Origin of the sequence: Mesorhizobium sp. WSM4310 (assembly GCF_007003935.1) — a bacterium.
Taxonomy (GTDB): domain Bacteria; phylum Pseudomonadota; class Alphaproteobacteria; order Rhizobiales; family Rhizobiaceae; genus Mesorhizobium.
Genome location: NZ_VFTA01000006.1, coordinates 153047 through 174947, shown reverse-complemented (window position 1 = coordinate 174947; position 21901 = coordinate 153047). Strand labels below are relative to the sequence as shown.

Annotated in this window: 20 protein-coding genes and 1 pseudogene; 17 read left to right on the top strand and 4 right to left on the bottom strand. The window is 63.7% G+C overall.

The window, feature by feature from the left end:
- Nucleotides 1-46 precede the first annotated feature (46 nt).
- The gene (locus FJV80_RS09740; protein WP_142876232.1) at nucleotides 47-937 is read right to left on the bottom strand and encodes a DMT family transporter; all 891 of its coding nucleotides are present in this window, start codon (nucleotides 935-937) and stop codon (nucleotides 47-49) included.
- A gap of 27 nt (nucleotides 938-964) precedes the next feature.
- On the opposite strand from FJV80_RS09740, the gene FJV80_RS09735 reads away from it, so the two are divergent.
- The 14 genes from FJV80_RS09735 (at nucleotide 965) to dhaK (ending at nucleotide 13743) form a co-directional block, all read left to right on the top strand.
- A complete protein-coding gene (locus FJV80_RS09735) occupies nucleotides 965-1663 on the top strand; it encodes a PIG-L deacetylase family protein (RefSeq protein ID WP_142876231.1) in 699 nt (232 codons plus the stop codon).
- A 231-nt stretch (nucleotides 1664-1894) separates the two neighbouring features.
- Complete coding sequence (locus FJV80_RS09730; protein ID WP_095771667.1) at nucleotides 1895-3226, top strand: ABC transporter substrate-binding protein; 1332 nt, start codon at nucleotides 1895-1897, stop codon at nucleotides 3224-3226.
- A 126-nt stretch (nucleotides 3227-3352) separates the two neighbouring features.
- Nucleotides 3353-4300 carry a sugar ABC transporter permease gene (locus FJV80_RS09725; RefSeq protein WP_095771946.1) on the top strand — a complete coding sequence of 316 codons (948 nt, stop codon included), beginning with the start codon at nucleotides 3353-3355 and terminating at the stop codon, nucleotides 4298-4300.
- On the top strand, nucleotides 4297-5247 hold the full coding sequence (locus FJV80_RS09720) for a carbohydrate ABC transporter permease (protein ID WP_010913114.1): 951 nt from the start codon (nucleotides 4297-4299) through the stop codon (nucleotides 5245-5247). Before FJV80_RS09725 ends, FJV80_RS09720 begins: the two co-directional genes overlap by 4 nt.
- Complete coding sequence (locus tag FJV80_RS09715) at nucleotides 5244-5450, top strand: hypothetical protein (RefSeq protein WP_095771666.1); 207 nt, start codon at nucleotides 5244-5246, stop codon at nucleotides 5448-5450. Before FJV80_RS09720 ends, FJV80_RS09715 begins: the two co-directional genes overlap by 4 nt.
- A gap of 2 nt (nucleotides 5451-5452) precedes the next feature.
- The gene (locus FJV80_RS09710) at nucleotides 5453-6565 is read left to right on the top strand and encodes an ABC transporter ATP-binding protein (RefSeq protein ID WP_142876230.1); all 1113 of its coding nucleotides are present in this window, start codon (nucleotides 5453-5455) and stop codon (nucleotides 6563-6565) included.
- On the top strand, nucleotides 6558-7571 hold the full coding sequence (locus FJV80_RS09705; protein WP_142876229.1) for an ABC transporter ATP-binding protein: 1014 nt from the start codon (nucleotides 6558-6560) through the stop codon (nucleotides 7569-7571). The genes FJV80_RS09710 and FJV80_RS09705 overlap by 8 nt, the downstream gene beginning before the upstream one ends.
- Nucleotides 7572-7644: 73 nt before the next feature.
- Nucleotides 7645-9288, top strand: coding sequence for a dihydroxyacetone kinase subunit DhaK (locus FJV80_RS09700; RefSeq protein ID WP_142876228.1), 1644 nt, complete (start codon nucleotides 7645-7647; stop codon nucleotides 9286-9288).
- Between the two features lie 72 nt (nucleotides 9289-9360).
- Nucleotides 9361-9963, top strand: a complete 603-nt coding sequence (gene dhaL, locus FJV80_RS09695) for a dihydroxyacetone kinase subunit DhaL (RefSeq protein WP_095771945.1) — start codon at nucleotides 9361-9363, stop codon at nucleotides 9961-9963.
- Nucleotides 9960-10349 carry a dihydroxyacetone kinase phosphoryl donor subunit DhaM gene (gene dhaM / locus FJV80_RS09690; RefSeq protein WP_010913108.1) on the top strand — a complete coding sequence of 130 codons (390 nt, stop codon included), beginning with the start codon at nucleotides 9960-9962 and terminating at the stop codon, nucleotides 10347-10349. Before dhaL ends, dhaM begins: the two co-directional genes overlap by 4 nt.
- 20 nt (nucleotides 10350-10369) lie before the next feature.
- A complete protein-coding gene (locus FJV80_RS09685; RefSeq protein WP_095771662.1) occupies nucleotides 10370-10672 on the top strand; it encodes an HPr family phosphocarrier protein in 303 nt (100 codons plus the stop codon).
- 41 nt (nucleotides 10673-10713) lie between these two features.
- The gene (gene ptsP / locus FJV80_RS09680) at nucleotides 10714-12288 is read left to right on the top strand and encodes a phosphoenolpyruvate--protein phosphotransferase (protein ID WP_185975172.1); all 1575 of its coding nucleotides are present in this window, start codon (nucleotides 10714-10716) and stop codon (nucleotides 12286-12288) included.
- An 11-nt stretch (nucleotides 12289-12299) separates the two neighbouring features.
- A complete protein-coding gene (locus tag FJV80_RS09675; protein ID WP_019862863.1) occupies nucleotides 12300-12725 on the top strand; it encodes a hypothetical protein in 426 nt (141 codons plus the stop codon).
- A gap of 31 nt (nucleotides 12726-12756) precedes the next feature.
- Complete coding sequence (dhaK, locus tag FJV80_RS09670) at nucleotides 12757-13743, top strand: dihydroxyacetone kinase subunit DhaK (RefSeq protein WP_095771661.1); 987 nt, start codon at nucleotides 12757-12759, stop codon at nucleotides 13741-13743.
- 449 nt (nucleotides 13744-14192) lie between these two features.
- On the opposite strand, the gene FJV80_RS34475 is transcribed toward dhaK, so the two are convergent.
- Complete coding sequence (locus tag FJV80_RS34475) at nucleotides 14193-14369, bottom strand: hypothetical protein (RefSeq protein WP_185975171.1); 177 nt, start codon at nucleotides 14367-14369, stop codon at nucleotides 14193-14195.
- Between the two features lie 142 nt (nucleotides 14370-14511).
- Here FJV80_RS34475 and FJV80_RS09665 point away from each other — a divergent pair, with 142 nt between their 5' ends.
- From FJV80_RS09665 to FJV80_RS34975, 3 genes and pseudogenes are all read left to right on the top strand, one after another.
- Entirely contained in the window at nucleotides 14512-16419 is a 1908-nt protein-coding gene (locus FJV80_RS09665) for a propionyl-CoA synthetase (RefSeq protein WP_142876227.1), read from the top strand.
- 365 nt (nucleotides 16420-16784) lie between these two features.
- On the top strand, nucleotides 16785-17867 hold the full coding sequence (locus FJV80_RS09655; protein WP_095771659.1) for an acyltransferase: 1083 nt from the start codon (nucleotides 16785-16787) through the stop codon (nucleotides 17865-17867).
- A 71-nt stretch (nucleotides 17868-17938) separates the two neighbouring features.
- Nucleotides 17939-18212, top strand: a pseudogene (locus FJV80_RS34975) (OsmC family peroxiredoxin); the annotation flags it as partial.
- Nucleotides 18213-18267: 55 nt separating this feature from the next.
- Here the strand turns inward: FJV80_RS34975 and FJV80_RS09645 are convergent.
- A complete protein-coding gene (locus FJV80_RS09645; RefSeq protein WP_095771658.1) occupies nucleotides 18268-20655 on the bottom strand; it encodes a polysaccharide biosynthesis tyrosine autokinase in 2388 nt (795 codons plus the stop codon).
- Between the two features lie 285 nt (nucleotides 20656-20940).
- Nucleotides 20941-21837 carry a UTP--glucose-1-phosphate uridylyltransferase gene (locus FJV80_RS09640; RefSeq protein ID WP_142876226.1) on the bottom strand — a complete coding sequence of 299 codons (897 nt, stop codon included), beginning with the start codon at nucleotides 21835-21837 and terminating at the stop codon, nucleotides 20941-20943.
- Nucleotides 21838-21901: the final 64 nt, after the last annotated feature.

Here is a 21901-nt window from a genome sequence, read left to right as displayed (position 1 = left end):
GCGTCCGCATATCAGCGGTCACGGTCACCGTGCAACCGGCGTCGGCTCAAAGCCGGGTGCGCGCAAACGGGTTCCAGCGCACGGTGCCCAGCCGCACCTCCTCGCGCACCATGGTCAGCAGGCCCGCCCCGCCGACGACCGCAAGGCCCACCAGCGACAGCCAGTCCGGGTATTCCCGGAAGAACAGCGCGCCGAGGATCACCGCCCAGACGATCTGCGAATAATGCGTCGGCGCGATCCGGTTGGCGGGAGCGTATTTGGCGGCGAGCAGCTGCATGAATTGCCCACCCGCGGTGAAGGCGCCGGCCATTGCCAGCCAGACGAGCTGCATGGCATTCGGCAAGGTGAAGGAGGTGGCCGCAGTGCCCGCCCCGTTGAACAGCAGACCATAGCCGACAAGCACGCCGAGCATCGAGGTGCGCTTTTCCTGCTGGGCGAGCGACCGCAGCAGGATGACGCTAGCTGCTGCGAGGAAGGCGTTCACGAAGGCAGCCAGGTGGCCGAGGTTCAATTCGCGAAAACCCGGCCGCACCACCAGCATCACCCCGGCAAAGCCGGCCACCACCGCCAGCCATCGCCAGGGGCCGACCTTTTCCTTCAGGATGACGGTGGACAGGATGGTAACCAGCAAGGGCGCCAGGAAGATCAGCGCGTAGACTTCGGCAAGCGGAATGTGGGTGAAGGCATAGACGCTGAGCACACCGGAGGCGATGCCGGCCCAGGCGCGCGCCTGCACTGCCCATGGCCGCTTCATGCGCCAGAAATCGCGCCAGCGTTCAGCGGCCGGGCGGGTGAAGAACAGGAAAAAGCCGGCAAACAAAGTGACGAAGAAGCCGATCTCGAAGACGGTGAACTGTCCGCCCAGGCTCTTGATAACGGCATCGCTGCCCGAATAGCTTGCATAGGCGAGCAGAGCGAGCAGGATTCCGTTCGGCACGTTTTTCCATTTCCGGGAGAGAGCAGCTTGAAAATTTTGGCGCTCGGTGCGCATCCGGACGACATCGAGATCTTCATGTTCGGTACTCTGGCCGCCTACGCGGCGCAAGGCGCAGAACTGACTTTTGCCGTGGCCACGGATGGGGCCAAGGGCGGCAAGAGTGATGCCACGGTCCTTGCGCGTGTGCGCCGCGAGGAAGCAACGGCGGCGGCAGCACTACTTGGTGCCGCGCCACGCTTTCTCGACTTTCCCGACAGCGAGCTGGTGGCCGATGCCGCGCTCATCGGCGCGCTGAAAACGCTGATCCGCGAGACCGGGCCTGAGCTGGTGATCACGCACGCGTCCAACGACTATCACGCCGACCACCGCGCGCTGTCGGACGGCGTGCGCATCGCGGCCTCGTTCGCGGTTCCGGTGCTGCTTGCCGATACGATGGGCGGCACCGGGTTCTCGCCGACGCACTATGTCGATATTTCCGCCTACCGGGATATCAAGACACAGGCGATCCGCATGCACCGGTCACAGCGGCCGGAGCAATATGTCGACCGGGCGCGCATCCAGAATGAATTTCGCGCCGGCCAATGCAACGCCTTCCCCGGTTCTCTGGCCGAGGCTTTTCGCTTCGAGCCTACATTTCCCTTCGCCGACATACGCGCCTTGCTGCCGCCCGCGCCGCCGGTCCGGCCGGTGACGCCACAGACGAACGCCATCAGCGAGGCCGGCTGAGCCGCTGCCGGAGAAACATCCGGCGACCATTTCCCAACAATTTCAATCATCCGTTTCGTCATGTTGCGACGCAGCAACGAATTCGCTTGCGTTGTTTAGTAAAAATTGCATCACTAAACAAATTACTAAACATCTGCCGTGCTCCGGCGCCGCCATGTTTAGGCCTCTGAGGAGAGAGGTTGAGGCTCTTGAAACCGTCATCCGGGCGCGTTTCGCAAATGGGAGGAAGGCATGAAATCGAGCTTGAAACTGGCGTTGGGACTGGCCTCGGCGATTGCAGCGTCGACAGCCGTCTCAAACGCCGCACACGCTGAAGACCTGACGCTTTGCTGGGCCGCGTGGGACCCGGCCAACGCACTCGTCGAACTGTCCAAGGATTTTACCAAGGAAACCGGCATCGGCATGAAATTCGAGTTCGTGCCGTGGACCAACTATGCCGACCGCTTCCTCAACGAACTGAACTCGCACGGCAAATTGTGCGACCTGATCATCGGCGACAGCCAGTGGATCGGCGGCGCGGCCGAGAACGGCCACTACGTCAAGCTGAACGACTTCTTCGACAAGGAGAAGATCAGCATGGACGACTTCGTGCCGGCGACCGTCGTCGGCTATTCGGAATGGCCGAAAAACACGCCGAACTACTGGGCGCTGCCGGCCATGGGCGACGTCGTCGGCTGGACCTATCGCAAGGACTGGTTCTCCAAGCCCGAGCTGCAGAAGGAATTCAAGGAAAAGTATGGCTGGGACCTCGGCCCGCCGGCCACTTTCGACCAGCTGAAACAGATCGCCGAATTCTTCCAGAAGCGGCAGATCGACGGCAAGACGGTCTATGGCGCCTCGATCTACACCGAGCGCGGCTCGGAAGGCATCACCATGGGCGCCATGGACGTGCTCTACAGCTACGGCTTCCAGTATGAGAACCCGAAGAAGCCCTACGAGATGGAAGGCTTCGTCAATTCCGAGAAATCGGTGAAGGGGCTGGAATTCTACAAGGCGCTCTATGATTGCTGCACGCCGCCCGGCGCCTCCAACAGCTATATGGGCGAAGGCGTCGATGCCTTCAAATCCGGACAGGTGGCGATGCACATGAACTTCGCCTTTACCTGGCCCGGCCTGCAGAAGGACGAGAATGTCGGCGGCGACAAGATCGGTTACTTCGTCAACCCGAAGGGACCCGACGGCGACCAGTTCGCCCAGCTCGGCGGCCAGGGTATTTCGGTGGTGTCCTATTCCGATAAGCAGGAATCGGCGCTGAAATACATCAAGTGGTTCGCCAACAAGGACGTGCAGGCCAAGTGGTGGTCGCTCGGCGGCTATTCCTGCCTGAACGCCGTGGTGAAGGACCCGAAATTCCCGGCCAGCCAGCCCTATGCGCAGACCTTCCTCGACTCGATGGCCATCGTGAAGGACTTCTGGGCCGAGCCGAGCTACGCGCCTTTGCTGCAGGCCTCGCAGAAGCGCTTCCATGACTATGTCGTCGCCGGCCAGGGTTCGGCCAAGGATGCACTCGACGGCCTGGTCAAGGACTGGACCCAGGTGTTCCAGGACGATGGCAAGATGTAACCGGGGCAAGATATAACCGGCTCCTCCCGAGCCAGACCGACGCGTCCCGTGCCACCCTTGGCACGGGACGCAGTTCAGATAAATTCCATCACAGAGACGACCCAAGTGACCGAAGCAGGACTGACCATGCTCAATCGGACCGCGGAGAACGTTGCCCGGGCGACCCCGGAACCGTTGGCTCGCAAGGTCCGGGGCATCAGCGACAAGGGCCTCGCCTGGCTGTTCATTTCGCCGACGATCCTGTTGCTGCTGGCCATCAACATCTTCCCGCTGTTCTGGGCGATCTACCTATCCTTCACCAACTTCCGGGCCAACCGGCCGAACGAAGTGGTGAAGAATCTCGGCTTTGCCAACTATCAGCGCATCCTCGGCGACCAGGACATCTGGATCGCCATGCAGACGACGGCGCATTTCGTGTTCTGGACCATCCTGTTGCAGACGCTGATCGGCTTCACCCTGGCCTGGCTGATCGACCGGAAATTCCGCGGCCACGCCTTCTGGACGACGCTGATCCTGGTGCCGATGATGCTGTCGCCGGCGGTGGTCGGCAATTTCTGGCGCTTCCTCTACGAGCCGCAGATCGGCCTGTTCTCCTATGTCATCTCGTTCGTCAGCGGCATCCCGCCGACAAGCATCCAGATGCTTTCCAACGTGTCGCTGGCGCCATGGTCGATCATCATCGTCGATACTTGGATGTGGACGCCCTACGTGATGCTTATCTGCCTCGCCGGGCTGCGCTCCATCCCCGAATACATCTATGAGGCGGCCGAGGTCGACCGCGCGTCCAACTGGCGGCAATTCTGGTCGATCACGCTGCCGATGGCGCTGCCCTTCATCATGCTGGCGGTGCTGTTTCGCGGCATCGAGAACTTCAAGATGTTCGACATGGTCAACCTGCTGACCGGCGGCGGGCCGGGCTCGACCACCGAGGTCGCCTCGATCACGCTGAAGCGGCAGGCTTTCGAGAGCTGGCGCACCGGCTATTCCTCGGCCTTCGCCATCATCCTGTTCGTGGCGGTGTTCGGGCTGGCCAACATCTACGTCAAGGCGCTCAACAAGGTGAAGCAGAGATGAGCCTGACCACTGCCCATTCGGTCGTCGCACCGTCAGCGAATTCGAAGCGCATCGCCGGCGCGATCATCATCGCCTACGCGCTGATCTCGATCGTGCCGCTGTTGTGGATCTTCGCCACCAGCTTCAAGACGCCGCCGGATTCGATCGCCTATCCGCCAAAAATCGTGTTCCAGCCGAGCATCGAAGGCTATTGCAACCTGTTCACGACGCGGACGCGGCAGACGCCGGAATACATCAACTCGCTGGGGCCGGCGACCGGCTTCTGCGACGAGACCGTGCGCAAGCGCAACATGGTGATCGCCGGCCCGTCCAACTTCCTGCCGCGCTTCCTCAACTCGCTGATCATCGCCTTCGGCTCGACCTTCTGCGCGGTCTTTCTCGGCACGCTGTCGGCCTATGGTTTCTCGCGCTTCAAGGTTCCGCTCGCCGACGACCTTCTGTTCTTCATCCTGTCGACCCGCTTCATGCCACCGATCGCGGTCGCCATTCCGATCTACCTGATGTACCGCGAGCTTGGCCTGTCGGACACCGCGCTCGGCATGATCCTGCTCTACACGGCGGTCAACGTGTCGCTGGCGGTATGGCTCTTGAAAGGCTTCATCGACGAGATCCCGCGCGAATATGAGGAAGCGGCGATGATCGACGGCTACACGCGGCTGCAGGCCTTCTGGCGCACCGTGCTGCCGCAGGCGACCACCGGCATTGCCGCGACCGCGATCTTCTGCCTGATCTTCGCCTGGAACGAATATGCTTTCGCGGCACTCTTGACCTCGGGCACGGCGCAGACCGCGCCGCCTTTCATCCCGACCATCATCGGCGAAGGCGGCCAGGACTGGCCGGCTGTGGCGGCCGGCACGACGATCTTCCTGGTGCCGATCCTGGTTTTTACCATCCTGCTTCGCAAGCAATTGCTGCGCGGCATCACCTTTGGCGCGGTGCGCAAATGAGCATGACCAATCCCGTCAAACGCAAATCGCGCTGGCCGGCCTGGGCGCGGCGCGGCCTGATGGAAAACATCGCGACCGCACTGATCGCCATCGGTTTCCTGATGCTGTTCCAGCCTTTCGCGCTGTCGCTCTACACCTATTCCTTCATCACCATGCTCGCCGGCACCGTGATGTTCATCATCGTCTCGAAGTTCCCGGAATAATCATGGCCGAGATCCGTGTTCAGCACCTGAGAAAGGCCTTCGGCGATTTCGTCGCCGTGCAGGACTCCAACTTCGTCGTCGAGGATGGCGAGTTCTTCGTCATGCTCGGGCCGTCGGGCTGCGGCAAGACGACGACACTGCGCATGATCGCCGGGCTCGAACTGCCGACCGGCGGCCAGATCCTGCTCGGCGGCGAGGACGTCACCATGCTGCGGGCACGCGAGCGCGACATCGCTTTCGTCTTCCAACTGTTCGCGCTCTATCCGCATATGAATGTGCGCAAGAACATCGGTTTTCCACTGCTGGCGCAGGGCATGCCGTCGGCCGAAATCCGCGCGCGCGTCGAAGAGACGGCAAAACTCCTGCGCATCGACCATCTGCTCAACAAGTCGGTCTCCGGCCTTGCCGGCGGCGACCGTCAGCGCGTGGCGCTTGGGCGCGCCATCGTGCGGCGGCCGAAATGTTTTTTGATGGACGAGCCGCTCGGCACCTTGGACACCGAATTCCGCGACCTCATGGTCCATGAACTGCGCGAACTGCACAACCGCATCCACGCCACCACCGTCTATGTCACGCATGACCAGATGGAGGCGATGTCGATGGCCGACAAGATCGCTGTGATGAACCACGGCGTCATCGAGCAGTTCGGCACACCGCGCGAAATCTACGACCGCCCGGCGACCATGTTCGTCGCCGACTTCATCGGCTCGCCGCCGATGAATTTTCTGGGCTTCGGCGGCGGGCTCGCCAAAGGCGCGAAGGAAATCGTCGTCCAGGGCGCGAAGGTCGCGGTGCCGGAGGTGCGCGAGGATATCGCGCCGGCCGACATGGCGCTCGGCATCCGGCCCGAACATATCCGTTTCGACGACACTTCCAAGCTGCGCGGCGCCATCTACGGCACCGAATATCTCGGCACTACGCAGATCGTCGCGGTGGAAACGGCCGACGGCATCATCAAGGCGCGGGTGCCGGCCGAAATCCGGCTCAATGCCGGCGATCATGTCGGCCTGGCCCTGAACAGCGCCCGGCTGTCGCTGTTCGACAAGGAATCGGGCCGCGCGGTGAGAACAGCGGTCCACGACACCGCCTCTCAGGGGAGAGCGCAGCATGGCTGACGTGCACATCAAGAACGTGACCAAGAGCTTTGGCGAGCATGTCGCCGTCAACGGTCTCGACCTGCACATAGCAAACGGCGAATTCGTCGTGCTGCTCGGGCCGACCGGGGCCGGCAAGACGACGACGCTGCGGCTGATCGCCGGGCTGGAACGGCCGGATGCCGGCACGATCGAAATCGGCGGCCATAATGCGACGACGCTGTCGCCGGCCGAGCGCGACACCGCCTTCGTGTTCCAACAGTACTCGCTCTATCCACATCTGTCGGTCTACGACAATCTCGCCTTCCCGCTGCGCTCACCGGCGCGGAAGATCCCGGAGGACCAGATCCGCCGCCGGGTCGAGGAGGTGGCGAAGATGGTGCGTATCCACCACAAGCTCGCCAACCGCTCGACCAAGCTTTCGGGCGGCGAAATGCAGCGCGTCGCCATCGGCCGCGCCTTGGTGCGCAAGCCTGCCATCTATCTTATGGACGAGCCGCTGTCGTCGCTCGATGCCAAGCTGCGCGCGGATCTGCGGCTGGAGCTGAAGCGCATCCAGTCCGAACTCGGCGCCACCATGCTCTATGTGACGCACGACCAGATCGAGGCGATGACCATGGCCGACCGCATCGGCATCCTCGCCGATGGTGTGCTGGTGCAGATCGGCTCGCCGCGAACCATCTATTCGGAGCCGGCAAACCTGCATGTCGCGGCAAGGCTCGGCCAGCCGGCGATCAATCTTCTGCCGACCGGCCTGCTGCCCGATGCCGGGGCGCCGGCCGGCACCAGGACGATCGGCGCGCGCACCGAACATCTGATGATCGAGAAAGCGATGAATGGCCATGCCGACGGCGTCGTCGACTGGGTCGAGCATCTCGGCGACCAGAACCATCTGCATGTGACGGTCGGGCCGAAGAAGCTGGTGACGCTGACCGACCCGGACACCGATCTGTCGCAAGGCAACAAAGTGGTGATCCGCTACCGCTCGCCGCTCTATTTCGGCGCCGATGGACAAAGATTGATGTGAACGGTTTCGGTGTTTCCCCACCAAAGGGACAATGCCTCCTCCGATTGACGATCGCGAATACGGGACGAATTCGATGAAGCACTTTTTCAACCGCAGGGAAACGATCGTCACCGAGGCGCTGGACGGCCTGTTGTGCACCATCGGCTCGGGCGATCTCGCGCGCCTCGACGGCTATCCCGAGATCAAGGTCGTGCTGCGCGCCGACTGGGACAAGTCGAAGGTGAGCGTCGTCTCCGGCGGCGGCGCCGGGCATGAGCCTTCGCATGCCGGCTTTGTCGGCAAGGGCATGCTGACGGCGGCGGTCTCCGGCGAGATCTTCGCCTCGCCCAGCGTCAAAGCGGTGCTGGCGGCCATCCGCGCGGTCACCGGCTCGGCCGGCTGTCTGCTGATCGTCAAGAACTACACCGGCGACCGGCTCAATTTCGGCCTGGCCGCCGAGAAGGCGCGCGCCGAGGGCTTTCGCGTCGAGATGGTGATCGTTGCCGACGACATAGCCTTGCCTGACATCAACCAGCCGCGTGGCGTCGCCGGCACCTTGTTCGTGCACAAGATTTCAGGCCATCTGTCGGAGGCCGGACATGATCTTGCCGACATCGCGGCAGCGGCGCGGGCGGCGGCAAAGGATATCGTATCGCTCGGCATGTCGCTGTCGTCCTGCTCGATCCCCGGACAGCCGCATGAAGACAGGTTTGGCGCGGACGACGGCGAACTTGGCCTCGGCATTCATGGCGAGCCGGGCGTCGAGCGGATTGCCTTGCAAAGCGTCGACAGGCTGGTCGCGATCATGGCGGAGCGCCTCGCCGCTGGGCTCGACCCGAAGGCGAGCCATGCCTTGCTGATCAACAATCTCGGCTCGGTGCCGCCGCTCGAAATGTCGCTGATTGCCAATGCGGTGCTGGCCTTGCCGCTGGCCAAGACGGTCAAGCTGACGATCGGCCCCGGGCCGCTGATGACGGCGCTCAACATGAACGGCTTCTCGCTGTCGCTGATCCGGCTCGATGCGGCGCGTGAAGCCGCCCTGCTGTCGCCGGTCGGCCCGCATGCCTGGATGCCGGCCAAGCCGGTCGCGGCGCCTGTCATCATGCCGATGGCGAAAGCAGCCGGACAAAGCGCTGCGCACAAGGCCAGCCAGCATGCCGGCACCAGGCGCCTGATCGTCACGGTCTGCGAAAGACTGATCTCGCTCGAGGCGTCATTGAACGGGCTCGACGCCAAGGCGGGCGACGGCGACACCGGCTCGACGGTGGCGACCGGCGCGCGCAGCGTCCTCGATCGGCTCGACACGCTGCCGCTTGCCAACCCCGCTGCGACGCTTGGCGCGATAGGCGACATATTGAGCGCGTCGATGGGTGGTTCCAGCGGGGTGCTGCTGTCGATCTTCTTCACGGCGGCGGCGCAGGCCCTCGGCGGCGGGGACAGTTTGTCCAAGGCGCTGCTTGCCGGACTTGAGCGGATGATCTTCTACGGCGGCGCCAGACCGGGTGATCGCACCATGGTCGATGCGCTGGAGCCCGCGCTGAAGGCACTTGATGCCGATGGTCTGGAGGAGGCAGCAACAGCGGCGAGGCGTGGTGCCGAGGCCACGGCCGCCATGGAGAAGGCGAAGGCCGGACGGTCGGCCTATGTCGGCACCAAATTGCAAGGCGTGGTGGACCCCGGTGCCCATGCGGTGGCCGAGGTGTTTTCGGCCGCCGCCACGCTGCTCGTCGCAGCCTGACGCATGCACCAGTTGTCGAATGACCGTTCTTTCGCTACTGCCGGCAAAGTGGAAACCGGGATTTTGGGCGATATGGCGGCGTTGCACCTTGCCAGGCTGATCGCGGTGGCCGCCGATACGATTGCCGCTCACGCCGAGGAATTGACGGCGCTCGACCAGGCGATCGGCGACGGCGACCATGGGCTGAACATGAAGCGCGGCTTCGAGGCCGTGCGAGCCGAGGCCGATGCGTTCGCCGCAAAGCCGTTGCCTGACGCCCTGAAAGCGATCGGAACCAAGCTGGTGATGACGGTGGGCGGCGCTTCGGGTCCCTTGTTCGGCACGCTGTTCATGGCCTTGGGCAAGGAGATCGCGGCGGACCCCGATCGCAAAAACCTGGCCGCTGCCTTCGGCAAGGCTGTCGAAGCCGTGGCCGCTCGCGGCAAGTCGCAGATCGGACAAAAAACCATGCTCGATGTGCTGCAGCCGGTGCATGACGCCTTGGCCGGGGACAAGACGGCGGCTGAGATCGCCGACATCGCCGACGCCGCCGCCGAAGCGACGGTGCCGATGAAGGCGCTGCGCGGTCGCGCCTCGTTCCTTGGCGAGCGCTCGATCGGCCATATGGATGCCGGCGCGCGCTCAACCGCGCTGCTGGTGCGCTCGGTGGGGCAAGCGATCGGGGAAAGTGCATGAGCAATGTCGGGATCGTGATCGTGTCGCATTCGCCGCTGGTCGCGGAGGGCACGGCCGACATGGTACGCCAGATGGTGGGCGACGAAGTGCCGCTTGCATGGTGCGGCGGAAACGGCCATGGCGGGCTCGGCACCAATGTCGAGGCGATCATGGGCGCCATCGACAAGGCCTGGTCGGAAGCCGGTGTCGCCATCCTTGTCGATCTCGGCGGCGCCGAGACCAACTCGGAAATGGCGGTGGAGATGATCGGCGAGCCGCGTGCGCAGAAGATCATCGTGTGCAACGCGCCGATCGTCGAGGGCGCGGTGATGGCCGCGACCGAATCCTCCGGCGGCGCTTCACTGAAGGAAGTGGTGGCGACGGCGCACGAATTGTCGCCGTCGTGAGTAAACGGGATTTCTGAAAAATGTCCGCAGCCGCCGAAGCGACCGTCCTGATCACCCACGACGTGGGGCTGCACGCGCGCCCGTCGGTGAAGTTCACCAAGCTGGCCAAGACCTTTGCCGCCGACGTGGAAATCGCGCTGGCCGCCAACGGGCCGTGGTTCGACGCCAAGAGCATCGTCAAGGTGATGGCAGCCAAGGCGCCGAAGGGCACGGTGCTGCACATCAGGGCCAGGGGCAACGGCGCCGATGATGCGGTGCGGGCGCTGATCGAGCTGGTGCAGCGCGACTTCGACGAGGACGCCGGTCATGTCCGCTCGGCGTGAGGCTGGCGCGCTTCTTCGCCGGCCCGCAGGGAATGCGGGCCATGCGGATTGAGGGCGTTCCGGCCTCGGCCGGCTATGCCGAGGGGCCGCTGTTCGACCTCGATCGGTCGCCGGCCGTCTACGCAGGCAAAGCCACCGCTACGGAAGAGAAGACGTCGCTGCAAGCCGCGATCGGCACGGCAGTGAGCCGGCTTGCCGCCATGGCGGAGACCGCCGACAGCGACGCCGCCGGCATACTCGAATTCCACATTGCCATGCTGGAAGACAACGCCTTGAGCGGGCCGGCCTTCGCGTCGATCGCTTCCGGACAGACCGCCGACGTGGCATGGCGAGAGGCGCTCGATGCCGAGATCGCCGGTTACGAGGCCTCCGACCAGGACTATTTCCGTGCCCGTGCCACGGACCTGCGCGATATCAGGGACCAGGTGCTGCGTGCCTTGACCGAGGACGTCGACAGCACGGCACCGTCCGGTGCCATCCTCTGCGGCGAGGACATCGCGCCGACGCGCTTCCTCGAAACCGACTGGAGCCATGGCGGCGGCATTGCGCTGAAGGCGGGCAGCACCGCCAGCCATGTCGCCATGCTGGCGCGCTCGCGTGGCGTGCCGATGGTGGTGGGGCTGCGCGAACCGCTTGCCGATCTTGCCGGCATGGCACTGCTCGACGCCGAGCATGGCAGCATCGTGCTGGCGCCCTCGCCGGCGGAGATCGGCGCGTTCCGACAGTCATCCGCTTCCTTCGTCGCCCGCCAGGGCGTGGCCCGGCGTTTTCTGGCGCGGCCGGCGGTTACCAAGGCCGGCACGGCGGTGCGGGTGCAGGTCAACATCGCCGATCCGTCCGATGTCGACGGCATCGACATCGCGACCTGCGACGGTGTCGGGCTGATGCGAACTGAGTTCCTGTTCGGCAAGAATTTGCCGGATGAGGAGACGCAATATCGCGCCTATCGCAAGGTGCTGGAATGGGCTGGGGAAAAACCAGTGACGATCCGTACTGTCGACGCCGGCGGCGACAAGCCGGTACCGGGCTTCACCGTCGAGGAAGGCAATCCATTCCTTGGCCTGCGCGGCATCAGGCTGTCGCTGGCGCGGCTCGATATTTTTCGCGTACAGATCAGGGCATTGCTGCGCGCCGCGCCACACGGCACTCTCAAGGTGATGTTTCCGATGATCGCCATGGCCGATGAGTATGAGCGCGCAGCCGCCCTGTTCGCCGAAGAGCAGGCAGCCCTTGCCGCGCGTGGCGTCGCCCACAGGATGCCGCCGCTGGGCATCATGGTCGAGGTGCCGTCGGTGGCCATCGCGCCGGAAGCATTCGCAGGCGTCGCCTTCTTCTCGATCGGCTCCAACGACTTGACGCAATATGTGATGGCGGCCGCGCGGGATAACGCTGCTGTGGCCCATCTCAATTCGGTCCGTCATCCCGCTGTGCTGCGGTTGATCGGCTCGGTCACGGCCTTCGGACGGGAAAACGGCATTCCAGTCAGCCTGTGCGGCGATGCCGGCGGCGATCCCGCGTCGATCCCTTCGCTGCTGAAGGCTGGTTTGCGCGATCTGTCCGTTGCACCGGCGCAACTCGCTATGGCCAAGGCGGCCATATCCGATGTCCCGGTCTAGGCGCGGCCGGCATGGTTGACATCAAACCCGAACCCGGCTCCGAAGAGGCGATCCGCGCCTACAAGACGATCCTGTCGCAGGTCATCGACCAGCGACCGTCCGGCATGCGCCAGCGCCTGGCCGACGCGCTTGGCAAGCACCGCAGCTTCGTGACGCAGATTTCAAGCCCTGCCTATACGGTGCCGATTCCGTCGAAGCATTTGCCGGCTATTTTTTCCGTCTGCCATTTCAGTCCAGCCGAGCGGGATCAGTTTCTTGCCGCCTACCATCAGGCGCATCCGGGAAAAATGTCGATCGCCGCGGGCATGCGCAAGACGCGGCATGTGTCGCTCGTCGTGCCGGATTTCGGCGACGACAAGCAGAATGCGGCGCTCGATCGGGCGATCAATGAATTCATCCAGAAGATCACCAGCATCGCCGGCAAGGGTGGCAGCTGACCATTCTTGCCGGGCTGTTTGGGAGGACGCCATGAAGAAATTTATGAATGCGGTGGACACGGTGCTGACGGAGAGCCTCGACGGTTTCGTGGCCGCCCACGCCGATATCCTCGTGCTTGGCGAGGAGCACAAATTCGTCCGCCGCAGGACGTTGCGGCCGGGCAAGGTGGCGCTGATCTCCGGCGGCGGCTCGGGCCACGAGCCACTGCATGGCGGCTTTGTCGGCCATGGCATGCTGGACGCCGCCTGCCCCGGCCAGGTGTTCACCTCCCCGACGCCGGACCAGATGCTGGCGGCGGCGCAGGCCGTCGACACCGGCGCCGGCTGCCTGTTCATCGTCAAGAACTACGAGGGCGATGTGATGAATTTCGACATGGCTGCCGAAATGTCCGATGGCGTCCAGCAGGTGGTGACCAATGACGATGTCGCCGTCGAGAATTCGTCCTACACGACCGGCCGGCGCGGCGTGGCGGGTACGCTGGTGGTGGAAAAGATCGTCGGCGCGGCGGCCGAGCACGGCCTGGCACTGCCGGTGCTGAAGACGTTGGGCGAGCGCGTCAACGCCGCGACCCGCTCGATGGGCGTGGCGCTGACCAGCGGCACCGTGCCGGCCGCCGGCAAGCCGACCTTCGACATCGGCGACGGCGAGATGGAATTCGGCGTCGGCATCCATGGCGAGCCTGGCCGCCGGCGCGATGCCTTAAAGAGCGCCGACGCGATCGCCGGGGAGATCTGCACAGCGATCCTCGGCGATCTCGGCGACAAAGCGAAAGGACCGGCGCTGCTGTTCGTCAACGGCTTCGGCGGCACGCCGCTGATGGAGCTCTATCTGATGTACAACAGCGCGCGAAAGATCTTCGAGACGCATGGCGTGACGGTAATCCGCTCGCTGGTCGGCAGCTATGTCACCTCGCTCGACATGGCCGGCTGCTCGATCACGCTCACCATGCTCGACGAAGAGATGACCGGCTGGTGGGACGCGCCTGTCCATACGGCGGCGCTGCGTTGGGGCATGTAGCAATTCGAGTGCGCGGCGATTTTCCCTGGAAGAGCCATAGCGCTTCCGTTGGGAATGGCGATCTAAGCGCTATCACCTGCTCTCAGCGGAAATCACCCCAGAAATAGTCGTCACCATGAAGCCTCCGGTAAGTGCGTTGACTCGCCGGGCCGTTGCCTTTCTTCACCAAAGTAAGGTAAGGACTCCCAGGATTTTTGGGGAGATAGCGTATGCGTTACAACTGGGAGCGGGCGCCGACGACTTTCGAACGTCATCGGAAAGCGCTAGCGGCGGCCATTTTGATCTTCGGTGGCGTGGGCCTCATGCTTGTGGCCCTGCCGATCTAGTGCGGTAGACATTTCGTCCCATGAATAGCGTTTGTTAGGCGGCTATCGGCCGGCCTCTCAACGAGGCTGCCCGGTCACGGCGATGAAGCGGCGGTCGCGCCCTTCAAAGTCCCAGCACGACAATCACCGCCGGTTTGCCGGAAGGCGCTGGCCGTACTGCTCGAAGGCGAAATAGGGCCATCGGGCGAAAAGCCGATGATGGGCCGCGGCATCTCCGGCCAAGGCGGTTGAGATCGCGAGCACCGCGCCGATCGCCAGCGCAAACTCCGGTTTTGCCATGATCGACGCCGGATGGCGCATCGCTGAGATCCCGTCCCCCGAGAAGACCTCACTTCACGATCCAAGCCGGGACCGGTTCATACGAAAATCAGGGGAGACAGCGCCGGAAAAAACAGCATAGGCTGTTGGCAAAGACGTCAAATGGTTCCTGGGGAGGTTACGGATGGCTTCACGCTATCATGAGGTCTATGACGGCTGGAAACGCGACCCGGAACAATTCTGGGCGGACGCGGCCGGCGCCATCGACTGGTATTCGCCCTGGGACAAGGTGTTCGACGCCACCGCCGGCGTCTATGGCCGCTGGTTTACCGGCGCGACCTGCAACACCTGCTACAACGCCATCGACCGGCATGTCGCCGGCGGACGCGCCGACCAGATCGCACTGATCTATGACAGCGCCATCACCGGAACGGTGAAAAAATTCACCTACGCCGAACTCAAGCGCGAAGTGGTGGCGCTGACCTCGGTGCTGAAGAACCGGGGCATCGGCAAGGGCGACCGCGTCATCATCTACATGCCGATGGTGGCGGAGGCGGCCATCGCCATGCTTGCCTGCGCCCGCATCGGCGCCGTGCATTCGGTCGTGTTCGGCGGCTTTGCCTCGCATGAACTGGCCACCCGCATCGACGATGCCAAGCCGAAGCTGATCATCTCGGCCTCCTGCGGCCTGGAGCCGGGCCGGGTCGTCGCCTACAAGCCGCTGCTCGACAAGGCGATCGAGATGTCCCACCACAAGCCGGATGCCTGCCTGATCCTGCAGCGCGACCAGCTGCGCTGCGACCTGAAGGAGCATTTCGACATCGACTATGCCGACGCCGTCGCGCGTGAGCGGGCGGCCGGCGCCAATGTCGACTGCGTGCCGGTGCTGGCCACCGACCCGCTCTACATCATCTACACGTCAGGCACGACCGGCCAGCCCAAGGGGATCGTGCGCGACAATGGCGGCCACATGGTCGCGCTGAAATGGACGATGGAAAACGAGTTCGGCGTCAAGCCGGGCGAAGTGTTCTGGGCGGCGTCCGATGTCGGCTGGGTCGTCGGCCATTCCTACATCGTCTACGGACCGCTGCTGCATGGCAGCACCAGCGTCCTGTTCGAAGGCAAGCCGATCGGGACGCCGGATGCCGGCACCTACTGGCGGGTCATCTCGGACCATGGGGTGGTCGCGCTGTTCACCGCGCCCACGGCGTTCCGGGCGATCAAGGGCCAGGATCCGCGGGGTGAGTTCGTTGCCAGATACGATCTGTCGAAATTCCGCACGCTGTTCCTCGCCGGCGAGCGCGCCGACCCCGAAACCATCAAATGGGCGGAGCAGAAGCTGAACCTGCCAGTGGTCGACCATTGGTGGCAGACCGAGACCGGCTCGCCGATGACCATCAACCCGGCGGGGCTCGGCCTGCTGCCGGTGAAATACGGTTCGCCCGGCGTGCCGATGCCCGGCTATGACATCCGCGTGCTCGACGATGCCGGCCACGAGGTGCCGCGCGGGACGCTCGGCAATGTCGTGGTCAAGCTGCCGTTGCCGGCCGGCTGCCTGCCGACGCTGTGGAACGCCGACGCCCGCTTCCGCCAGGCCTATCTCGATGAGTTTCCCGGCTACTACAAGACCGCGGATGCCGGCATGATCGACGAGGACGGCTATCTCTACGTGATGGCGCGCACCGACGACATCATCAATGTCGCCGGCCACCGGCTGTCGACCGGCGCCATGGAAGAGGTGCTGGCCGCCCATCCCGATGTCGCCGAATGCGCCGTCGTCGGCATTGCCGATGCGATGAAGGGGCAAATTCCGCTCGGCTTCGTGGTGCTGAACGCCGGTGTCGCGCGCGACGGCGGCGCCATCGAGAAGGAGGTCGTGGCGCTGGTGCGCGAGCGGATCGGGCCGGTCGCCGCCTTCAAGACCGTGGTGACGATCAAGCGCCTGCCCAAGACGCGGTCCGGAAAGATCCTGCGCGGCACCATGCAGAAGATCGCCGACAAGGAAGAATGGACGATGCCGGCGACGATCGACGACCCGGCCATCCTCGACGAGATCGCCGCTGCGATAAAGGCGCGGGGGATCGGGGTTTAGGGGCAGCCAATCGCATAATGCATGCCGCCCAAAAGTGGCCCCGGTTTTGGGAGAACGACATGCATGAAAACAAAGACCTAAAGCGCGTCGTATGAATCCGTTCAGACGCGACGCGCTTTAGGCCATCGCCGGTCCTCCGGCGGACAAGAGAACTGTCACCCATGCTACCGGTCCATTCTGTTACCTATCTATCCGGTTCGGACACGCGCCAAGGCCGGCGAACTCGCGCCGTTCTCTCCCCGGAGTGGGAGGGTGCCTCGGCGAAGCCGAAACCTGACGCGATTACCCTTCAGCACCAATCTCTTATTGTGCAATGCAGCAAGCCACCCTACAGTGTCTCCTGGGGGGCCATCCGACGGTGCGGTATGGCTCAGCAAAAAATTACCTTTGGCGGCGTCGACATCCTGCGGTTTCTCGCAGCCGTTCTGGTCATGGTCTACCACTATGGCTTCTGGGTGTGGGCCTATCCCGATGGCATCTCGGCACAGGCCACGGGCGGCGTGCCGGCGCAGCCTGACATAGGCGCCTGGGTCGGATCCGGATGGGTCGGCGTCGAGATCTTCTTCGTCATCAGCGGTTTCGTCATCGCCTTCAGCGCCGAGAAGTCGACGCCGCTGCGGTTCTTCGAGGCCAGGGTGAAGCGGCTGGCGCCGGCGGTCTGGATCTGCGCGCCGGTCACCGCCGTGCTGCTTCTTGCCATCGGCCTGAGCTGGCCGACCGACGCGGTGGTCAGGCTGGTTCGCACCGGGCTGTTCGTGCCCTATGGTCCCTGGGTGGACAGCGTCTACTGGACACTCGGCATCGAGATCGCCTTCTACGCCATCGTCTGGATCCTGCTGCGGCTTGGCCGCTTCGATCTGATGGAGGCGGTCGCCATCGTCATCGGCCTGGTCAGCACGCTGTTCTGGTGCCTCTATTATCCGCTCGGCTGGGCCGACTTCGCCGAGACGCGGCTGCTCCAGCTCACTTTGGTGCATCACGGCTGCTTCTTCGCCGTCGGCGTGCTGCTGTGGCTGATCCGGTTCAAGGCGCTGACGGCGCCTCGCCTTGGCTTCTGCCTGCTGTTCCTCGGCGGGGGCGTGCTGCAGATCGCCAGTTCAGTCGACGTCCACAGCATCAAGGTCAATGCCGTGATGCCCTATGCGCCGCCGATCCTGATCTTCCTCGTCGCCATCGCGCTGATGGCGTGGTCGCTGCGGCTCGACCTCAGCTGGAGCGGCTGGCGCCGGATCGGCCTGATGACCTATCCGCTCTACCTGATCCACGACGTCGTCGGCGCGGCGATGCTCGGGGCGATGGTCCGTGCAGGGATGCCTTATCTCCTGTCGATGGCAGTGGTCGGCGCGACCATGATCGCGGCAAGCTGGCTGGTGGCGACGGAAGCCGAACCGCGCATAAGGCTGCTGCTCGACCACACCGTCTTCCGTTATCGGCTCAAGGCAGCGTAGCCGCGATCGTCCGTTTGAGGAAATGGTGTTCGTCCATGCCGGCGTGAGGCCGGCGTCGACCGGAAGAACCAGTACATTGGGAGCGCGAAGGAGCGGTCTTCACTGACGTTACAGCCGCGCGCACATTTGGCGCTTTGACGGCGGCCAGGTCGTGCCGGCGTCGGCGTCGCCGCATATCGTTCCGCTTCCTTATTCCGTCGAGGCCAATGTCGATCCGGAGGAGGCCTACATCGCGGCGATTTCCAGCTGCCACATGCCGCAACGCAAGCGGAGTTGCACCACTTGGCGCATGAACAGTGCTTCATCGCCAATTCCGTCAAGACGGAAATCCAGGTAGCCGCTTGAGATATTCATTTTGGAGCCGCTCCAGGAAAGCGTGAAACGGCTTTCCTGGAATGCTCTATACCGTCGCCTTGCTGCGCACTTCGGACTTGTCGAGATAGTAGCTCGAATATTTGTCGAAGAATTTTTCCGACGCGCCGAACGATCCGTATTTGGCGAGCTTCTTCAGGTCGACCTTGTTCAGCACCGCGCCGACGATCTTGTTGGCGACATAGGGTTCGGATTCCAGCATCGACCTGACCATGGCGCGCGGCGTGCGGCCCCATTCGGTGACCAGCACGAAGCCGTCGACCAACGGCGCGAAAGCCTTGGCGTCGACCACCGGCCCGAGCGGCGGCAGATCGACGACGATGTATTCGAACGTCTCCTTGGCGTTCTCGATGAAGCGCCGCATGCCAGCCGAGGACAACAGCTCGCTGGTGTGCGAGAAGTGGCCGCGCAGCACGGCCGGGATGATGGCGAGTTTCGTCTGCCGGTCGATCTTGCCGACCGACTGCCAGGTCTGGCCATTCATCACCGCTTCCATCAGGCCCTGCTCGGCTTCCATGCCGAGGCTGCGGCTCAACCCCGGATTGCGCAAGTCACCGTCGATGAGCAGCGTCCTGGCGCCATTGGCGGCCAGCAGTCCGGCAAGATTGGCCGCGACCGTCGACTTGCCTTCGCCGGGAAGCACCGAGATGACGCCGACGACGCGGCTGCCCTGTCCTTCCATCACGACATCGAAGGCGATCTTGGCGCTGCGCAGCGTTTCGGAGAACATCGATGCCGGCGCGTCGATGCTCACCCGCATGCGCGCGCGCCTTTCGATGGCCGCCGGCGACCTCGCTGCCTTGGCATCCGGCTGAGCCTCGGCCGGCTTGTCGTCCTTGGCGGGCCTGCTGCCGATGGTCGGCAGATAGCCGAGGAATTTGAGGCCGACGCGGTCGCGGACCTCCTCGCCGGTCCGGAAGAACCGCTCGTTGAACTCGTTGAGGCCGCCGAAGCCGGCGCCCATCAGCACGCCGAGCACGAGAGACAGTCCGAGCACGATGATGGTGCGCGGGCTCGAGGCGGAGAGCGGCGTCGAGGCATCCGAGATGATGCGGATCTTGCCGACCGGGAAAGATTGCTGCTGCGCGGCTTCCTCGTAGCGGCCGAGGAACGTCTGATAGAGCGTGGTGAGCGCCGTCGCCTTCTGGTCGAGGTCGCGCAACTGCACCTGCGACTGGTTGTCGACGGAGCTCTTGCCCTGAGCGGCGGCAACATTGGCCCTGAGCGCGGTCTCGCGCGCCAGCGCCACCTCATACTCGTTGCGATAACTTTCGGTGAGCTGCTTCAGCTCGCCGAAAATCTGCGCCGATATGTCGGCCTTTTCCTTGGCAAGCGCCACGGCCTGCGGATGTTGAGGACCGAAATTCGCCTCGACATCCTGCTGACGCTTGGAGACGGTGAGGTAGCGGGTCTTGAGCGCCGAAATGACCGAGCTGCTCGGCTGATCGCTCGAAATGGCGGCATCCTTGAAAGCGTTGTCCGAGCCGCTGTCGACGATCGACTTGTACTGCTGGTAGCGGGCGCTGGCGCGCGCCGTGTCGGCCTGCGCCACGATGAGCTGGGCGTTGAGGTCGGCAAGCTGCTTGTCGCTCAACAGCTGGCCATCGCTGTTGGCGGACAGGCCGTGTTCGGCCCTGAATTTTTCGACCGCCAGCGACGCCTGCTGCGAGCTCTCGCGCAGTTCCGTCAGCCGGCCCTGCAGCCAGACCGCCGCGCGCTCGGTGGCGTCGAAGCTGGCATCGAGCTGATCGGCCAGGTAGGCGTCGGCATAGGCCTTGGTGATCGCTTTCGCCAAGCCCGGATCGGTCGCCTGATAGCCAAGCGCGATGACGTAGCTTCGTCCGACGCGATCCGCCTGGATCTCGTTCTGCAGCTTGAGGATCGCATAGTCGCGGCTTGACGTGGCGATCAGCGCATTGCGGGTGGCAGGATCGAGCTTGCTGATGTCACCCATGCCCGGGATAGGCGGGCTGGGGCGGACATACTGGATAAGGCCGCGGATCAGGCCGACGCCCTGGGCAAGCGCCGACTGCGGCGGGTTCATAAACGCATCGTTCTGGTCGAGCTTGAGCTTGTCGACGACCACCGCGGCAAGCCGCGTCGAGGTCAGTATCTCGATCTGGCTCAGAATGGCGGAATCGGTCTGCATGGTCGTCGACGCCGCTGAAATGTCGTCGACGATCTTGTTCAGGCCCTCGTCGATCAGCACGCTCGAGACCGACACATATTTGGGCGGGGTTGTCTGCAGATAGAGCATGCCCAGGAAAAGACCGATGACGGCGCATACGGCAACCACCTTGGCCTGCCGCGCAGCCATGCCAAGCAGCCGCTCGATATCGATGAAGTCTTCGCCGTTTCCTGCGTCCGAATTCGGCAATGGCATCCTCTTGTCGAGAGGAAAGTTGGCATAATTCATCGTCGGTCCAATCCCAGAGCCCGCTGCGTTCCCGATAATCGGGTTGAGGCTCTATCTCTTTGTTTGGGCATGATCTTTTCCGAAACCTTCGGGAATCATGACCTGTCTAAGTTTAAGCATGACCTTTGCGGAAACCGGGAGCCACTTTCCGGGATCATGCTTGGGCTTGCAGGCGCCCCAACGGTCGGGAGCATTGCCAAGAAGCAACGCAAGCTTCATGCCAGACGACGGGGCCTGTCGGCCCCTCGCCGCCAGCCATCCGGCAATACTCCCGAAAGATGGGCATTATGCGGCTTCTTCCTGGCGTTCATGCGACCGGACGAACTCCTGAAGCATCGCGAAAACCGGGCCTTTCATGTCGTTGCGCGCCAGCGCAAAAGCGATGTTGGCCTGGATGAAGCCTTCCTTGGACCCGCAGTCGAACATGCGTCCCAGGAAAGGCTGGGCAAAGAACGGCTGGTCCTTCGACAGGCGGACCATGGCGTCCGTCAGCTGGATCTCGTTGCCGGCGCCACGCTGCTGATTGCCCAGCAGCGCGAAGATCTCGGGCTGCAGGATATAGCGGCCGTTGATGTAGAAATTTGACGGCGCGTCGGCCGGGGCCGGCTTTTCGACCATCGCTGTGACTTCGAAGCCGCCGCCGATTTCGGCACCGCGGCCGACAATGCCGTATTTGTTGGTCTCGCTCGGATCGCAGCGTTCGACGGCGATGACATTGCCGCCGGTGCGCTCATAGAGGTCGACGGTTTCGGCAAGACAACCGCGCCCGCCGAAGGAGACCATGTCCGGCAAAAGCAGGGCGAAGGGCTCGTTGCCGATGACCTCGCGGGCGCACCAGACGGCGTGACCGAGACCTTGCGGCGACTGCTGGCGGATGAAGGAGGTGGCGCCGGCCACAGGCAGCATGCTTTCGAGCGCCTCCAGCTGGGTCTTCTTGCCGGTCTGCTCCAGGGTTCCGATCAATTCCGGATGCAGGTCGAAATAGTCCTCGATGACCGCCTTGTTGCGGCCGGTCACGAACACGATGTGCTCGATGCCGGCTTCGAAGGCCTCGTCCACCGCATATTGCACGACAGGCCTGTCGACCACCGGAAGCATTTCCTTCGGCATCGACTTGGTCGCCGGCAGGAACCGTGTTCCAAGCCCCGCCACCGGTATCACGGCCTTCCTGATTTTCTTCATCGCAAATTCCTTCTGAGGAGATCGACTTCAGTCCATTCACAGGCCACGAAAAATCCCTCCATGT

Bases quoted from the DNA above. Each gene is read 5' to 3' on its own strand.
- FJV80_RS09730 (WP_095771667.1), top strand. From the start codon at position 1,895: ATGAAATCGAGCTTGAAACTGGCGTTGGGACTGGCCTCGGCGATTGCA.
- FJV80_RS09725 (WP_095771946.1), top strand. From the start codon at position 3,353: ATGCTCAATCGGACCGCGGAGAACGTTGCCCGGGCGACCCCGGAACCG.
- FJV80_RS09720 (WP_010913114.1), top strand. From the start codon at position 4,297: ATGAGCCTGACCACTGCCCATTCGGTCGTCGCACCGTCAGCGAATTCG.
- FJV80_RS09715 (WP_095771666.1), top strand. From the start codon at position 5,244: ATGAGCATGACCAATCCCGTCAAACGCAAATCGCGCTGGCCGGCCTGG.
- FJV80_RS09710 (WP_142876230.1), top strand. From the start codon at position 5,453: ATGGCCGAGATCCGTGTTCAGCACCTGAGAAAGGCCTTCGGCGATTTC.
- FJV80_RS09705 (WP_142876229.1), top strand. From the start codon at position 6,558: ATGGCTGACGTGCACATCAAGAACGTGACCAAGAGCTTTGGCGAGCAT.
- FJV80_RS09700 (WP_142876228.1), top strand. From the start codon at position 7,645: ATGAAGCACTTTTTCAACCGCAGGGAAACGATCGTCACCGAGGCGCTG.
- dhaL (WP_095771945.1), top strand. From the start codon at position 9,361: ATGGCGGCGTTGCACCTTGCCAGGCTGATCGCGGTGGCCGCCGATACG.
- dhaM (WP_010913108.1), top strand. From the start codon at position 9,960: ATGAGCAATGTCGGGATCGTGATCGTGTCGCATTCGCCGCTGGTCGCG.
- FJV80_RS09685 (WP_095771662.1), top strand. From the start codon at position 10,370: ATGTCCGCAGCCGCCGAAGCGACCGTCCTGATCACCCACGACGTGGGG.
- ptsP (WP_185975172.1), top strand. From the start codon at position 10,714: ATGCGGATTGAGGGCGTTCCGGCCTCGGCCGGCTATGCCGAGGGGCCG.
- FJV80_RS09675 (WP_019862863.1), top strand. From the start codon at position 12,300: ATGGTTGACATCAAACCCGAACCCGGCTCCGAAGAGGCGATCCGCGCC.
- dhaK (WP_095771661.1), top strand. From the start codon at position 12,757: ATGAAGAAATTTATGAATGCGGTGGACACGGTGCTGACGGAGAGCCTC.
- FJV80_RS34475 (WP_185975171.1), bottom strand. From the start codon at position 14,369: ATGCGCCATCCGGCGTCGATCATGGCAAAACCGGAGTTTGCGCTGGCG.
- FJV80_RS09665 (WP_142876227.1), top strand. From the start codon at position 14,512: ATGGCTTCACGCTATCATGAGGTCTATGACGGCTGGAAACGCGACCCG.
- FJV80_RS09655 (WP_095771659.1), top strand. From the start codon at position 16,785: ATGGCTCAGCAAAAAATTACCTTTGGCGGCGTCGACATCCTGCGGTTT.
- FJV80_RS09645 (WP_095771658.1), bottom strand. From the start codon at position 20,655: ATGAATTATGCCAACTTTCCTCTCGACAAGAGGATGCCATTGCCGAAT.
- FJV80_RS09640 (WP_142876226.1), bottom strand. From the start codon at position 21,837: ATGAAGAAAATCAGGAAGGCCGTGATACCGGTGGCGGGGCTTGGAACA.